Below are 14,622 nucleotides of genomic sequence, written 5' to 3'. Positions count from 1 at the left end.
TACAAAAGGTTCGAAAAGTCAAGCCCACAAAGTTATCTGTACAGGATTCCGAACACTTCAAAAGTTCCACAAAAACCTGTTTTCCAGCACTTTATATAAATATAATTTAAAATATCAGCTTTACTCTGAAAAATCAAAAACTAATCAATCAATTTTTAGATATTTTTTAAGTTTTGTTCATACCCTAAAAAATATAATTCTTTAAAAAATTCAACTATTGCTTGCTCTGTCTGCTGACCGTGGATTTCTTTTATTTTCGAAGCTGAAGCAGTTAATCCAAATATAGTCTGAACACTTTCTGATAGCATTTTTTCAATATTCCCTTCTATTACTTTTACTTTATCCGGAAAAAACAACCTGATAATTCTCTGTTTGGTTATAGTATCTGAATTTTCATAAAACTCCCCTAAGTGGTTAATTATGTAATCAGTTCCCTTTTCTGTATGTTTTTCAGCCACTATTTTTAAAGCCTGCTGTCTCAATTTATCAGTATTATCTTTTAAAGATTCCTGACAACGACTTCTTATTAGTATATAATCATCATAGTCAATATTCCCATTTGAAAATAGCTTTTGTGCATTGAATCCCCTATCAATCAATTTTTCCATTTCTTTCTTTATCTCCTCTTTTTTCTGAATATAATCATGATGTTCTTCACCGTAAATTTCCTTTGAGATACTATTGGTAAGTTCTAAAAATGGTTCTACCACTCTATTATTCTTAAGGAATGAAAGAAAACTCAAATTGATAACGTCAGCTCTTACCCGGTATGAACAACGTCCCATACAATGGTAATAATAATATTTTTTAGTATGTCCCTGCGAGCCACTTCCTCTAAGCGTATTTCCACAATTAGGACATTGTAGGACACCTCTAAAAATTAAATTTTCATTGACTATCCTTTTTGAAGTTAGTTTCTTAGGATGGTTTAAATCTGCGTCTTTTATTATTCTTTGAACATGATCAAATAAAACGACAGGTATAAGACGCTCATGAGTACCCTCAACAATTCTTTCAGATTTATCTTCGAATGCCGGAATTTTTATTTTACCACAATAAATAGGATTTCTTACCAACCGATAAAAAGCACTTCTACTACAACTAAGCCCATTTGATACCGCATCCTTGTATATTTCAGTTAAACAATATTTATTTTGTCTCACTATAGCTGTAAAAGCCTCACGGATAATATATGCTTCCGGTTCGTAGAGGGCTATATATTTTTTCCCATCAGATGTGATTTTATTTCTATATCCTATAGGAGCCTTATTGATCCATCTTCCTTCCAGTCTTGCTTTTTGCATTCCCAAACGTACATTACGGCTTCTTTTATCGTTTTCTACTTCAGAAGTAGCCCAATACATTGCCAACATAATTTTACTTTCCGGGATTGAGAAGTCTATCTGCTGTTCAATTGCCTGAATTGAGACTTTCATATTCTGCAATCTTTCTAACATCTTATAAGCGTCCATAATATTGCGGCTGAATCGATCCCAATAAGTAAAGAGAATAAGTGAAGATTGGTTCTTAGTGAGCTTAAGTTCAGCGAACAACTTGTTCCACTCCGGTCGGTTAAATGTTTTTGCAGAATAGTCTTCGAAAATAGTTTTGGCAATAATGAGATTGTGATCTTTACAATAATGCACAAGTCGATCCAACTGGCTGCGTTGGGAATATCCTTTTACAGCCTGTTCATCAGTACTGACTCGTATGTACAGATAAACGGCTTGCATGGCGTAGTATTAATTAAAGTCCTTTAGTTAAAGTTCCTATATAATTTAAACGAAAAACAGAAGAATTTATTTGACTAGTTTATGTACATATTTTAACAAAAATTTTATGCTTCGGTTATATTCTGTTTTACCGGAATAGTATGACTAACGATGGAGAAAAAGACTCATATCTGACCTATACTGACAAGCTTTATTTACATAAACATTAGAATGGATGACAGGACAAAGTAACAGCTAAATGATTTGATCAACAGTTATGTTTTAAGTTATAAATACTATTAACCATGTCTAAAATTGCGATTCGCATTGGAATCAATAATGTTGACAGGTATACTCAACTGGAGGGTGCTACAAGAGGAGTTCTTCATTTCTTCCAATGTGCATAAAACACAGCTATGAAACCAAACTTTTTACCGATGATAACGGGCTAACCGCTCAAGTTCTTTTAGCACTAAATTTAATCATTAAATATTTTCATTTTATTACGTTATCAAACATTGCTCACTCCAAAATCAATAATACAGTTCCACCAATAATTAATAAAGCCCCGATTGCCGTTTTTAAGGTCAATGTTTCGCCTAGGAATAATACCGATAACACTATGGTTAGTGATACACTAAGTTTATCCACTGGTGCAACTTGCGACACTTTGCCTATTTGTAACGCTTTAAAATAGAATATCCAGGAAAGTCCTGTCGCAATACCAGATATCACGAGGAAAATCAAGTTCTGTTTTGATAATGTTGTAATTCCTCTTGTTTCGCCTCTGGCTAAAACTATTCCCCACGCAACAATTAATATAATAACAGTTCGGATAGCAGTCGCAAGGTTAGAGTTAACACCTGTAATACCGATTTTTGCAAATATTGCTGTAAGCGATGCAAACAAGGCAGAAAGCAATGCATATATCCACCACATAATTTAATTTTTTAAAAAGGTCGGTTTAAAGCTTCTATATATCCAAAAGAATAATGTTCCATTCAAGAGCCCAAGCATTATGGGCACAACAACATCTGTGGGATAATGGACTCCAAGATATATTCTGCTATAGGAAACAAAAAATGCCCACGGAAATAATATATAAGGCATCCAACTTATATTTTTATAAGTCGCTTTGCTAAGGTAAGTCGCAAGCGAAAAAACATTTAATGTGTGAGCAGATACAAAACCATATTGCCCTCCTGTATAACCATTAACGTAATGCAAAAGATTTTGCAATCCTTCTGTATGACTGGGTCTTAAGCGTTCAAATAGTGGACGAATAATAGATGCTGCCAATTGGTCGCTTAACGTAATTAATGGGAGAATAAGGAAAATAATCCACCAGCTTTGCTTTTTATATTTTAAAATCAATATAATTAAAATAGCAAGATAAAACGGAATCCAGCTCAACTTTTCGCTGGCAAACCACATTATCTGATCCATAAAATCTGTGTGATGACCGTTGATCCACAGTAATATTTGTTTATCTTTTTCTAATATCCAATCAATCATTCTCTTTATATTTTAGTTAGTCTTTATAATCAGAAACTCTTTTAGGTTTGCCCCACTTGTACCGATGTGTCCAATAGGCTATTTTAGTAGAAAGAATGCCAATACCTGCCGCAACCAATACATCACTTATGTAATGCTTGTTATTTGCCATTCTTAATGCACCAACTCCTGATGCTAAACCGTATGAAACATAGGGTACCCATTTATACCGATAACCATATTCTTCAGATAATAAAGTTGCAGCTGCAAATGCCTGGGCAGTATGACCGGAAGGAAAAGAATTGTAAGCACTTCCATCGGGTCTTAAGGTTTTTGTTGTGTTTTTCAGAAGTTCAACCGATGCAAACATAATCAGTTCGCTTTTTAGTAAAATGACCGAGCGATTAGCAATATCTGTTTTGGGTTTCATTCCGATGGCTTCAAATCCATAAGTTAGTGCTATGGGTGAAAATTGAAGGTAGTCATCCAATCTTGTTCTGAATTTTGGTATAGCTTCATTTCGTTCTTCAACAAATTCATTTTTTACAGATTCGCGACCGCTGCCATTAAATGCTATCCCTGTTAGGATAAGTCCTGATGGAATGATAAGTTGTTTAGGTTGAAAGCGAAGTGGTTTGTACGAGTAAATACTATCCATTTTCTGGGCATCTACATTTGCTGTAAATAAAATGGAGCATATCAATGTAAAACATAATCTTGACAAAATATTTTTCATAAATCAGTCTCTTTTATTTGTTCTGTATATTAATCTGATAAAACTTGGGAAAACAAAAAGCAATAAAGGGATTCCTGCCACAAAACCACCAATTACGGCGATTGCCAATGGCTGTTGCATCTGAGCTCCAAGACCAATTCCTAAAGCGAGCGGCATTAATGCCAGGATGGCACCGATAGCCGTCATTAGTTTTGGTCGGATGCGTAAAGCAATCGCATATTGAATGGACTGGTCAACACTGGCACCCGATTTTAAGTTGGCGAAAAACTGGTTTACCGTGAAAATGGCATTCTCTGCAATGATGCCTACAATCATAATAATGCCAGTATAACTTCCCACATTCAAAGGGATACCCGTAACATACAACGCCATCAGGCAGCCTGAAATTCCTAATACAGAAACCAGTAGAATCGATAATGAAATGAGCCAGTGACGGAACAAAAACAGCAATACGGCAAAGACCAATAAAGATGCTGTAATCAGGATTAACAGTAATTCTTTGAAAGAAGACTGCTGTTCTGAATAAGCTCCTCCATACTCTATGGTATATCCTTGGGGCAACGATAGTTCTTTTGCAAATGTTTGCTGTATTTCTTGAATGGTACTACCAAGATCCCTGTTGTTCAATCTTGCGGTGAGTACTACATTGGATTTCAGGTTTTCCCGGCGCAGTTCAGTTTCACCATCAATCATTCGTACTTCACAGAAAAATGATAATGGTTTAGTCGTACCATCGGGAAGAAATATCAGGTCATTTTTTATCTTTTCCAGGCTGTTGTCCTTAAAATCAGTAAACCGCATCAATATTCTCCGCATTTGTTCTCCATCCTGAATACTGCCGGACTGTACGTCACCTGCCATCGCCAGCTGAGCAGGGTTTAGCGTTGGCCCATTGGCATTAATCCCTAACGGAACCCCACCCGTATATGCCGTAAGCTGCGTTTGAAAATCGGTAAGTGATATATTAAACTGTGCCAGCTTTTCCACATTGGGAGTAAATACCATTGAGGGGCCTGCCTGTACCAGACCATTCTCTATATCTGCAATGCCATTGATATGAGTAAGGATATTTCCTGCCTGAGCGGCTAATTGTTCCAGCTTCTTCTGGTCATCACCAAAGATTTTAATTTCTACAGGGCTTGGCGTACTCATCAGGTCACCTAGTAAATCAGAAATTCTTTGCCCGAACGATACGTGCAATGAAGGTTGCGTGGCTTCGATTTTCTTTCTTAGGTCATCAATCACATCCACCGTTGTATGCTGATGATTGGGTTTTAGCTGAATAGAATAATCGCCGAAATTTTGTGGAACGGTTCTGAATGCCATTCGCATCCCTGTTCTTCGGCTGTAGGTTTCTATTTCTGGGTGATGAATAAGTAGTTGCTCTACTTCACGCAGCATACGGTCGGTTTCTTCAAGGCTGGTACCACTTGGTGAGTAATAATCCATCACAATGGTACCTTCATCCAGGTCGGGAAGAAATCCTGTTTCCAGTTTGCCTGAAACCAGCCACGCACCGCCAGCCAATACAAGCACAAAAACAATAGCATAAACGGGGCGATGAAATAAATTGGTCAGCCATTTTAATTGATGGGTATTGACACTATGCGGGTGTTGCGTTTTTGAAGAATGTTTAAACCCAATAGCCAGGTGCAATACTGGCAACACAAACCAGGTAACAAGGAAGGAGCAAACCAATACAATCTGCATTGTATCTGATAACTCTTTGAAGAAACTGCCTGCCAAACCGCTCATCATCCGGAACGGAATAAAAATAACAATGGTTGATAAGGAAGAACCCACCATCGCCGGAAACAGATCTTTGATGGCTTGTTTTACAATGCTGTAATTATCTTTCTCGGGATGTTCTTCGTGGGTGCGGTAAATCTGTTCAATGATAACAATCGCATCGTCTATAATTAGACCAATGGCAGCGGCGATTCCTCCAAGCGACATTACATTGATGGTAAGTCCCGATGAGTATAAAAACAGCAGCGATGTAGCTATCGTAACTGGGATGGTAAGCAACACCACCAAGCTTGCACGCCAGGAACGAAGGAATACAATCATTACTAAAATAGCAAGGAGTAAACCTTCGTATATCGTCTTTACCACGCTGTGTATACTATCTCCCACAAAAGCAGACTGATCGTAATAGGTTTTCAGTTCCACACCCGGAGGTAATATTTTTCTGATTTCATCCGCTTTAGCTTGCACATTTTTTGAAAAGTCCAGCAGGTTGATGCCTTGCTGTTTTACAAGGTCTATTAATACAGCATCGTTTCCATTCGCATTGACAATCACAAACTCTTGCTGTTGTTGCAATTCAATTGCAGCAATGTCTTTCAGCTTGATAATCCTGTTGCTGTCGGACCTGACGATGACGTTCTCCAACGCTTCGATATCATTGACACGTGTTTCGGTAAGGCTGAGATACAATCTTCTAAAATCAGAGAGGTTGCCGTTCGATTCTATAAAATTTGTATTGTTGAATACCGTAATTAAAGTACTGGGGGTAATACCCAAGGAAGACATTTTAACTGCATCTGGCTTTACCACATATTCTTTCACTTTGCCTCCTCTAACAATGGCGTTTGAAATACCAGGTACTTGTGAAAATAGCGGCCGTACATGCAAGTTAGCATAGTCTTTCAACGTAACCAGATCAGTACTCTTACTTTCAAGGGTATAGCCATATACAGGAAAAAGCGATTGGTTCATTGCTTCGGCAGAAATAACAACACCCGGCGGAAGCATAGCTTTGATTTCGTTGATACGGCTTTCTATCTGTGTCTTGGCGGCATAGATATCCACATCCCAGTTGAAATAAACCTCAATTACAGAACTCCCTCTGCTGGTACTGCTTTTCACAGTCGTTACTCCCTTTACCCTTTTTACCGCACTTTCTATAGGTTTGGTTACGGTTATCATCATCCTGTCAATAGGCTGCTGCCCGTTATCTACAATCAGGTTGATCTTGGGGAAGGTAACTTCCGGGAAAAGCGCTGTTTGCATCTTTGTATAAGAATAAACACCAGCAACCAACAATATCAACGCGATAAAAATGATGGGTTTTGAAAACTGGCGGAAATAGTTCTGATACTCCATATTGTTCATCGTTTTTTTATTTTGACTAAAGCCGTATCCGACAATCCGTAGTTTCCTTCGGTCAGTATCCTATCAGTTGAAGAAAAAGCAGGTGAAATAATTTCTACATTATCTTTGTTTCTCATTCCGATCATAACCGGTAATTTTATGGCTGTAGTATCGTTTGCCAGTTTCATCACCCAAAAGTGTTGCAGTAAAGCATCGCTTAAAACGGCTGTTTTTGGTAACACCTGTGCGTGCTGTCTGCTGTTGGTAGTAAGCAATACAGAAGCGACCAATCCTTCGGGCAGGAATATGTTTTTTGAGGGTTTTAGCAAGTATGCCTGTGTTTGATCAATTGCATTTAGCGTAGTAAGCGGCTTTACAATAGTGGCATTTAACTTAGAACCATCGGGTAAAACCAGCAAACAGTTCCTGTTTCTTTCTGCGGAATTATGAAACTCATAAGGCATATTGAGTTGAAAGGCAAGATCATTATTCTGTACAATTGTGCATAAAGGATTTCCTTCCATCACATATTCCCCGATTTGTTGACGGTCTATTATAGTAACCATACCTGAAGTGGGCGCTTTGATGCTTATTTTTCCAAAATTGTTTAACATATTATCACCACTCAAACCATCATTACCAATGGCAGACCTTTCTTTGGTTTCTATTTCAAAGAGTACCTGTCCTTTTTGGACAGCATCTCCATATTTGGTATACACGTGTGTAATAAATCCCGCAATAGGCGCAATAACCTGACTGCGTTTTAAGTAAACTGATGTAGCGGTGAGTTTTGTCTGTTCTTCCATCGGTCTGGTAGCTATTGTTGTATAATCTACTGTAGCAACGGGTTTTATGTCGGCTGGATTTTGCTCCGCTGTATGATGACAGGATGTAATAATTAATCCTGAGAACAATAGGATTAGAGTGGTATATTTCATTGTTTTTCTATTTATTCCAGTAGTTGTAAGCATTGATCAGTAACTGACGGTTGGTCTGCATCGTGATGAAATCTTTTTCCAAACCAATAGCGTTCTTTATCGTATTGACATAATTGATAACAGAAATTTGCCCTCTTATCAGTTCCTGTTTATAGTATCCTAACAGCTTATCATATTCTTTTACCTGGGTTTCGGTCAGCCTGATTCTTTCTTCGATAGCATTTATTTGCTGTAAGAAATTGTTTTTCCGTACCGAATTTTGATTAAGGAAATTTTCTTTATACGCTTGCGTAGTTTGAAGTAAAAAGTTTGTTCTGGTACGATTAATCGCTTTCTGCCTGCCATCAAATAAGGTCATCGTAAAGGAAACCCCTGCACTGATACCGATACGCCTGTAAATGAGCGAAGCATCTGTTGTATTAAACCCACCGTTTGCAAACAAATTCCATTGTGGTTCATATTTAAGTTCAAATATTTTTTGTTGTGCAACAAGTCTGGAGCTATCTAGATTGTATTTTTCGGTAAATGAAGATTCCGTATTATCATTGTTTAAAAACAAATCTAAAGGTGTTATTTTCTTTGATGAATTACTATCTGGTATACCTGCAAGTACATTCATATCCAATATATTCTTGCTGTAAGATGCCTGCATTGTTTGCTGCGCAATAAGTTGAGTTTGAAGTTCTATATCGAGCAATGACAGGTCTGAAAGCTTGATTACGCTACTGTTTACCAACTTCGTTGTGAGCTCTTTCTGATCTTTTAGAATGTTGATGTATTTCGTTAAGAAATCAATCTGGTGCATATCCTGCAGACAAAGGATGTACTGGTCGGTAATTATTTTTTCCAATTCAAAATTGGTCAGGCGTATATTATTTTGGTTTATTTTTATGCCAATACCGGCTTCATCTGCAATAGCAGAAAACCTGGACTTCATAAATAATGGTTGGTTTACTTGTACCAATCCTTGGTATAAGCCTCCATTCGTAAGCCCTGCATCCTGACCATAATAGCTATCAGCATTTCCCGGGCTTAACTGAAGCGAAGTTTTACCATTATTATTGGCTACAACCGGTGCCATAAGATAATTGGCTACGATACCTACCTGTGGTTTGGTATACACGGACTTTAGCCTTTCTAATTCGAGACGTGCAGCTTCTGATTGAAACTGGTTGTCCTTTATTAGCGGGCTATTGCTTTTCGCAGTTTGTATATAGTAATCAAGGGTTTGCTGAGCATAACTCATTGCAGGAAATAGGAATGCTATACCTAACAGAAATCTAAGAACAATCATTATCGGGATACATTTTTATTCAAGTTTAAAAGATTTGAAAAAAGCAGTTCTGGCTACTGAGCAACCTTTATAAAGTGGCCTTTAGAATCGAAAATCAGGTCTTTTTTGCCTACCTCGGCTTCATAGGTAAGATTACCTTTAGCATCAGTAATTTTTGCGGACTCCGCTATTTTCTTACTGGGATAGTTTTGATGGATATACGCTCTGGCTTTTTCAGGAAGCATATTAACGGGAATAGCCTTTTCAGTTTCCAAAATATTGCCTGAAGGGTTGATGAGAACAGAATAGTCTTTATGGTCTTGTATAAAGCCTGCTTCAAAATTGTCTTTTTCCTTTTCCCACCTAATGGTTTTGATAGTTGGAAACTCTTTTTGCAATGCCGATTTTACAACGGCAGGAACTTCCTTTTCTGAAACTTTTTGCGCATAAGTAAAGCTTATGCTTGCAGTAGCTGCCAATAGAAATGCTAACTTTTTCATTGTACTATTTTTTAAAATTTTATAGTACAAAGCTCATAAGTGATTTAGCAATATTTCTGAATTTTAGACGGTAGAAGATTTTTTTCTGAAAGAATTCAGATGAGAAAATATTACCATCATCGATAATAAAATCAGAGACACGATAGAAGCATTTGCTGTTCCGAGATTTAATCCTCCATTTGAAAGGGGTTTGGTAAGAAAATCTCCAAAAGTGGCTCCGAAGGGACGGGTAAAAATGAAGGCGATCCAAAACAATAATACGTGATTGAGCCTTGTAAAATAATGCAGCAGGACAACTACTATAATAATGCAGCCTGTAATCAATGCTCCATTTAAATAACTCAACCCGAGATTATCACTTAAAAAATCTCCGAAAGCAGTTCCTAAACTGTTAGAAAACAATATTGCAATCCAGTATAAAACTTCTTTTCTTTTTTGGAAAATTGGATACACCTCAAGATTATGATACGATTTGTACCAAATAAAGAGCGTGAGAAAAAGAAAAGTTATAAGCATTACGCTTCCTAAAAAATATCCTGCGCCCAAGGTTCGGTCAGTAAAATCAGAAATTTCTGTACCCAATGTGGTTGTGGCAATGATGACCATCCAAAATACAACCGGAATATACTTTTTTAAGGTTAGCTGTATCGACAATATAATGGTGAAAAATATAGCAGTAATTAGCATGCCGGTTCCGTATCCTAATTGCAAAGTCATAGATATAAAATCACCCAAAGTTTCTCCCAAAGTGGTAGCGACAATTTTCATCAGCCAGAAAAGAACCGTTACAGACGCAACTTTATTTAAAGTTTTCATTTTTCCTGTAAAGCTCGCACAGGATTTAGCAGATTTTCTGAATTTTTAGAAGAATTTATTTTTGAATTTCTTTCATTTTCCCTTCTTTAAACCTTTCGCTTGCAGTTTGATAGTAGGAAATGGTTTCATTAGTAAGTTCACTATTTTTAAATTGATCCTCTCTCATCTCCCCGGATTTTTGATCAAAGTTATATTGAACTGTTTTTTTACGGTCGTTAATTTGGGTAAAAATATCTCCTTTTAGCAAACCAAGTGTACGATAATTACCTATGAAAGCACGTTCTTCCCCAATCTTCGTTTGGTTAATATCTTTACCATATAAAGCAGTATTGTAATCCCACCCTAAATAACCGAATAGTGTTGGCATTAAATCAATTTGAGACATCAATCTATCAATTTTCTCAGGCTTTTGATTTAAATTATAAATAATTGCAGGTATGTGATGCTTGTTTATGTTGATTTCCCATTTTCCTGCGCTACTGGCACAATGGTCCGCTACTATGACAAAAACTGTATTTTTAAACCAAGCTTTTGTTTTTGCAAGAGCAATAAATTTTCCTAAAGCATAATCAGTGTATTTAACGGCAGCGTCACGCTCTCCCTGAGGAAGATTTATTTTTCCATTTGGAAAAGTATAGGGCTTATGATTAGATGTTGTCATCACAAATTGAAAGAAAGGTTTTTTTTCTTCAAAGTTGATATCTGCATATTTTATGGACTGTTTGTAAAGATCTTCATCACAAACGCCCCAAGCATTTTCAAAACTTACTTCACTGTCTGGAATACGGTACCGTTTGGTAGCTATATCTTCTGAAAGTGTGTTGCCACGATCCCTGTCAACAATATCAAAACCCTGACCCCCGAAAAAATTGTTCATATTGTCGAAATAACCATCACCACCATAAATGAAATATGGATGATAATTTTTGTTTCTTACAATTGTGGCCACAGAAAAAAGATGTTGATTATCGGGACGCCTTACAATACTGTTTCCAGGAGTGGGCGGAATGGATAAGGTGAGTGCTTCCATTCCCCTCACAGTACGTGTACCAGTCGCAAACAAATTGGTAAAAAATATGCTTTCTGCGGATAGTGCATCATAGTTTGGCGTAAGATTTTGGGTATTACCGAATGATTTTAAAAATTCAGCACTAAAACTCTCAATGGTTAATAAAATAATATTAGGCCTAATAAGTGTTTCGCCTTCGGTTTCTCGTAAAATTTCTGTGTTGCTTTTTGACAAATAGTGCTGGTTGTTTTGCAAAAGTTTTTTTCTTAGAACCAGATAGGCTTGCCTTTGATTTATTGTTGGATAAAAAGTTCCATAATCAAGCTCATTCGATCTGAATGCAGCAAAAAATGAAAACACCCCATTTTTACCTAATTCATTTACCGTAAGATTATTTCCGTTATCAGCCCAATTATTTTTTAAAAAGAAGCCAAGGCTAAAGGTTAATATTAATAGGCTTACACTCATTATCAATCTTTTTAGAAATGGCATTTTATTCGTAAAACTATAAAGGAAAAATTTTTTTTCTTGAAATAAATAGAAACTTAGAACAATCAGAATTAATAATATCCCTATAATCAGCGGAAGTGGATAGGATTGATTGATATTAGTAATAACTTCATAAGTGTATATAAGATAGTCGACAGCAATGAAATTGAATCTTACCCCAAATTCATCCCAAAATGGGATTTCTGCCATCAAACTGAAATACATCAATAACAAAACAATAAAGCAATAACAATAGGTGAATGTTTTATCCAGCAAACTACCAATCCATTTTTTGGGAAGAGCAAGAAGAAAAATGTTATATGTTGTTATGAAAAACAGACCCGTTGTGATATCGAATGAAAATCCTAAAAAAAGTATTTTCATAATATTGGCAACAGTAAAATCAATATTGTGTACCGAATATAAAAGCAACCCTACTCTTAAAAGCAGCGATAAGGTAATGTATAGCGTGAACAGGGAAAAGAGTATAGAAAACCGGCTTTTGAATATTTTTAACAAATACATACTTTTTCATTTTATGCGAACAAAGTATATATATGATTTTGTAGATTTTCTGAATTTTTAGAAAAGCACTGTAAAACAATGCAGATTATTTTTAAACTCGTATTTGATATCCCATTTGTATTGTTCCACAATCTCCTTCACGATAGCCAAACCTAAGCCTGAACTTCGTGTATCGGTGGTTGCCTTGCCAAATCTTTTAAAAAGAATAGCATTGTCAAGTTCTTTATAAATTCCTGTGTTGATTATACTGAATTTGGCATCTTCAATTAGAATGGTAATATTTCCATTTTCTAAATTATGCCGTATAGCATTTAGTATAAGGTTATTTATTAATATCTCTGTTAAAACCCTGTTGGCGTTAATTTCAATGATAGCATTTTCTTCGATTTCTATCCGTAAATTTTTATTTTCTGCCTGTTCCTCAAAATAGCCAATAACATCATTGACCAATTCGTTTACCGTAAATGTTGAAACCTCTGCATATTGCCTGTTTTCAATTTTGGTGAGGAGCAATAGGTTTTTATTGATACGGGATAGACGCAGCGAGGCTTCGTACAAAGACTGCAAAACAACGGATTGTTGCTGGGTAAGTGAAGTATCCTGTAAAAGTAAATCGAGTTTGGATTGAAAAATTGCCAAAGGAGTCTGCAACTCGTGTGAAGCATTTTGGGTAAAGGATTTCTGGGAGTTATATGATTTTACATTAGAAACAATCATTTTTTCAATTCCTGTGTTCAGTTGGTCAAATTCTTTTGTTCCGGTTTTATTGAATGATGGAAGCGATTGTTGTTCAATATTAAATTTATCAATCAGTTGTAATGTTTCGTAAAATGGTTTGCACAAACGGTTTGCAATAAAACGGGTTATGAAAAATATAACCAGCAGCATTCCTCCGAGAATGACCAGATAGACATAAATAATGGCTTTAATCAAATCTTCGGATTCTACCAGGTTGAGCTGAATTTTTAATACATAAGGCTTTCCTTCAATCTTCACATCCGAATATAGTACCCGATAAGGTTCCCATTCCGGTACTACTTCATCGAATATAGTTTCCTGAATAATCTTATTTTTGCGGTTTCCAGAAATGGTATCCGGTATAATTCTTACATCCCTGTTGAAGCGGTTCCATATATGAATATCAGAAGAACGAATCGTTTTAAGATGGTCAATTTCAAATTCTTTTTTTCGCAGGTATATCGCTTCATCCACGTCGTCCGTATATAGCTTTTCCATTACAAGATAGAAAAAAGGAGCACTCAACAACAGAACGAATGTTGCCAAAAAAGTATAATAGAGTAATGTTTTGTTTAGTAAGCCATTCACACGTCCCATTTGTAGCCCATTTTATAAACTGTTTTGATATAATCATCGCAACCAGCATCTGCCAGCTTCTTTTTCAAGTTTTTTACGTGTGCATACACAAAATCTACATTATCCAACATATCTGCCATATCTCCTGATAGATGCTCTGCTAAAGCTACTTTAGATACAATACGATTTTTGTTGCCAATTAAAAAAATAAGCAAATCATATTCTTTTTTTGTAAGTGTAATCACTTGATTGTTTACACGTACTTCTTTCGCAAGCAAATCAATTGAAAGTTCATTGATTTCTAAATGATTGGTACTGGAAAACTGTCTTCTTCGTATTACCGAATATATTCTGGCACTCAGTTCTGAAAGATGAAAAGGTTTTGGGAGGTAATCATCCGCACCTAATTTGAGCCCTATAATTTTATCATCTACAGCATCCCTTGCCGAAATAATAATGACACCATCCTGTTTACTTTCTTTTTTTAACGCTTCCAGAATTTCCAGACCTTCGCCATCAGGAAGATTCAAATCTAACAAAATGCAATCATATTCGTAAACGCCTGTTTTTTCAATAGCTTCATCAAAAGTAGAAGCAAATTCACAATTATATTGTTCCTGTTTTAAGTAAGTGGCAATACTTTCAGCCAATAACTTTTCATCTTCTATAATTAATATTTTCATCTGTTCATTCTATTAATTTTAACGATTTAATAAACAA

12 protein-coding genes are annotated in these 14,622 nt (G+C 36.1%); all 12 read right to left on the bottom strand.

The window, feature by feature from the left end; translation table 11 throughout:
- Positions 1–155: 155 nt before the first annotated feature.
- A complete protein-coding gene (locus KKI44_RS19840; protein WP_027374787.1) occupies positions 156–1,733 on the bottom strand; it encodes a recombinase family protein in 1,578 nt (525 codons plus the stop codon).
- Between the two features lie 501 nt (positions 1,734–2,234).
- A complete protein-coding gene (locus tag KKI44_RS19835) occupies positions 2,235–2,651 on the bottom strand; it encodes an EamA family transporter (RefSeq protein WP_027374786.1) in 417 nt (138 codons plus the stop codon).
- Positions 2,652–2,654: 3 nt separating this feature from the next.
- Positions 2,655–3,227 carry a phosphatase PAP2 family protein gene (locus KKI44_RS19830; RefSeq protein WP_034722844.1) on the bottom strand — a complete coding sequence of 191 codons (573 nt, stop codon included), beginning with the start codon at positions 3,225–3,227 and terminating at the stop codon, positions 2,655–2,657.
- A gap of 16 nt (positions 3,228–3,243) precedes the next feature.
- Positions 3,244–3,942, bottom strand: coding sequence for a phosphatase PAP2 family protein (locus KKI44_RS19825; protein ID WP_042723208.1), 699 nt, complete (start codon positions 3,940–3,942; stop codon positions 3,244–3,246).
- A gap of 3 nt (positions 3,943–3,945) precedes the next feature.
- The gene (locus KKI44_RS19820) at positions 3,946–7,059 is read right to left on the bottom strand and encodes an efflux RND transporter permease subunit (RefSeq protein ID WP_027374784.1); all 3,114 of its coding nucleotides are present in this window, start codon (positions 7,057–7,059) and stop codon (positions 3,946–3,948) included.
- The gene (locus KKI44_RS19815; protein ID WP_157761370.1) at positions 7,056–7,976 is read right to left on the bottom strand and encodes an efflux RND transporter periplasmic adaptor subunit; all 921 of its coding nucleotides are present in this window, start codon (positions 7,974–7,976) and stop codon (positions 7,056–7,058) included. Before KKI44_RS19815 ends, KKI44_RS19820 begins: the two co-directional genes overlap by 4 nt.
- A gap of 7 nt (positions 7,977–7,983) precedes the next feature.
- The gene (locus KKI44_RS19810) at positions 7,984–9,270 is read right to left on the bottom strand and encodes a TolC family protein (RefSeq protein WP_214588860.1); all 1,287 of its coding nucleotides are present in this window, start codon (positions 9,268–9,270) and stop codon (positions 7,984–7,986) included.
- Positions 9,271–9,323: 53 nt separating this feature from the next.
- A complete protein-coding gene (locus tag KKI44_RS19805; RefSeq protein WP_050009682.1) occupies positions 9,324–9,749 on the bottom strand; it encodes a PepSY-like domain-containing protein in 426 nt (141 codons plus the stop codon).
- 63 nt (positions 9,750–9,812) lie between these two features.
- The gene (locus KKI44_RS19800) at positions 9,813–10,565 is read right to left on the bottom strand and encodes a membrane protein (RefSeq protein WP_042723207.1); all 753 of its coding nucleotides are present in this window, start codon (positions 10,563–10,565) and stop codon (positions 9,813–9,815) included.
- 55 nt (positions 10,566–10,620) lie between these two features.
- Complete coding sequence (locus KKI44_RS19795; protein ID WP_228375279.1) at positions 10,621–12,447, bottom strand: LTA synthase family protein; 1,827 nt, start codon at positions 12,445–12,447, stop codon at positions 10,621–10,623.
- Between the two features lie 198 nt (positions 12,448–12,645).
- A complete protein-coding gene (locus tag KKI44_RS19790; RefSeq protein WP_214588859.1) occupies positions 12,646–13,914 on the bottom strand; it encodes a sensor histidine kinase in 1,269 nt (422 codons plus the stop codon).
- A complete protein-coding gene (locus tag KKI44_RS19785; RefSeq protein ID WP_027374778.1) occupies positions 13,911–14,585 on the bottom strand; it encodes a response regulator transcription factor in 675 nt (224 codons plus the stop codon). The genes KKI44_RS19790 and KKI44_RS19785 overlap by 4 nt, the downstream gene beginning before the upstream one ends.
- Between the last annotated feature and the right edge of the window lie 37 nt (positions 14,586–14,622).

It is taken from the genome of Chryseobacterium sp. ZHDP1, from assembly GCF_018603435.1.
In the GTDB taxonomy this organism is placed as follows: Bacteria; Bacteroidota; Bacteroidia; order Flavobacteriales; family Weeksellaceae; genus Chryseobacterium; species Chryseobacterium indicum.
The sequence above is the reverse complement of the archived record's forward strand: the minus strand, read 5'-3'. Positions and strand labels throughout refer to the sequence as shown.

What these genes read in the sequence shown, in the direction of transcription:
- KKI44_RS19840 (WP_027374787.1), bottom strand. Translation starts at nt 1,733, where the DNA reads ATGCAAGCCGTTTATCTGTACATACGAGTCAGTACTGATGAACAGGCT.
- KKI44_RS19835 (WP_027374786.1), bottom strand. Translation starts at nt 2,651, where the DNA reads ATGTGGTGGATATATGCATTGCTTTCTGCCTTGTTTGCATCGCTTACA.
- KKI44_RS19830 (WP_034722844.1), bottom strand. Translation starts at nt 3,227, where the DNA reads ATGATTGATTGGATATTAGAAAAAGATAAACAAATATTACTGTGGATC.
- KKI44_RS19825 (WP_042723208.1), bottom strand. Translation starts at nt 3,942, where the DNA reads ATGAAAAATATTTTGTCAAGATTATGTTTTACATTGATATGCTCCATT.
- KKI44_RS19820 (WP_027374784.1), bottom strand. Translation starts at nt 7,059, where the DNA reads ATGAACAATATGGAGTATCAGAACTATTTCCGCCAGTTTTCAAAACCC.
- KKI44_RS19815 (WP_157761370.1), bottom strand. Translation starts at nt 7,976, where the DNA reads ATGAAATATACCACTCTAATCCTATTGTTCTCAGGATTAATTATTACA.
- KKI44_RS19810 (WP_214588860.1), bottom strand. Translation starts at nt 9,270, where the DNA reads ATGATTGTTCTTAGATTTCTGTTAGGTATAGCATTCCTATTTCCTGCA.
- KKI44_RS19805 (WP_050009682.1), bottom strand. Translation starts at nt 9,749, where the DNA reads ATGAAAAAGTTAGCATTTCTATTGGCAGCTACTGCAAGCATAAGCTTT.
- KKI44_RS19800 (WP_042723207.1), bottom strand. Translation starts at nt 10,565, where the DNA reads ATGAAAACTTTAAATAAAGTTGCGTCTGTAACGGTTCTTTTCTGGCTG.
- KKI44_RS19795 (WP_228375279.1), bottom strand. Translation starts at nt 12,447, where the DNA reads ATGAAAATACTTTTTTTAGGATTTTCATTCGATATCACAACGGGTCTG.
- KKI44_RS19785 (WP_027374778.1), bottom strand. Translation starts at nt 14,585, where the DNA reads ATGAAAATATTAATTATAGAAGATGAAAAGTTATTGGCTGAAAGTATT.